We start from the raw sequence: 262 nt of genomic DNA, 5'->3' as shown, positions 1-262 counted from the left end.
TCTCGGCGCGGTAGGCCGGGCGGGTTTCCCGGTGGGCGTCGGCAAGCTCCCACACGACGTTTTCAGCGAGGGAGGGCGCGGGCCGGACAGTCATGTTATCGGAGGGGGAGGGAAGAGCGGATTTTATCGCCCAGGTGCTCACAACTTCGTATGTCACGGCAACCGGGGCGCTTTTTTCGCGCAGTTCCCCGCCTGTCACATCCTCACAGGGTTCTTGACTCTCCGGCACGCTCTTAGGGAGAGGGTGGAGCATGTTGTAGAC

This window comes from Pantoea sp. RCC30.1 (assembly GCF_058148845.1).
Note: the sequence above shows the minus strand (reverse complement) of the source record.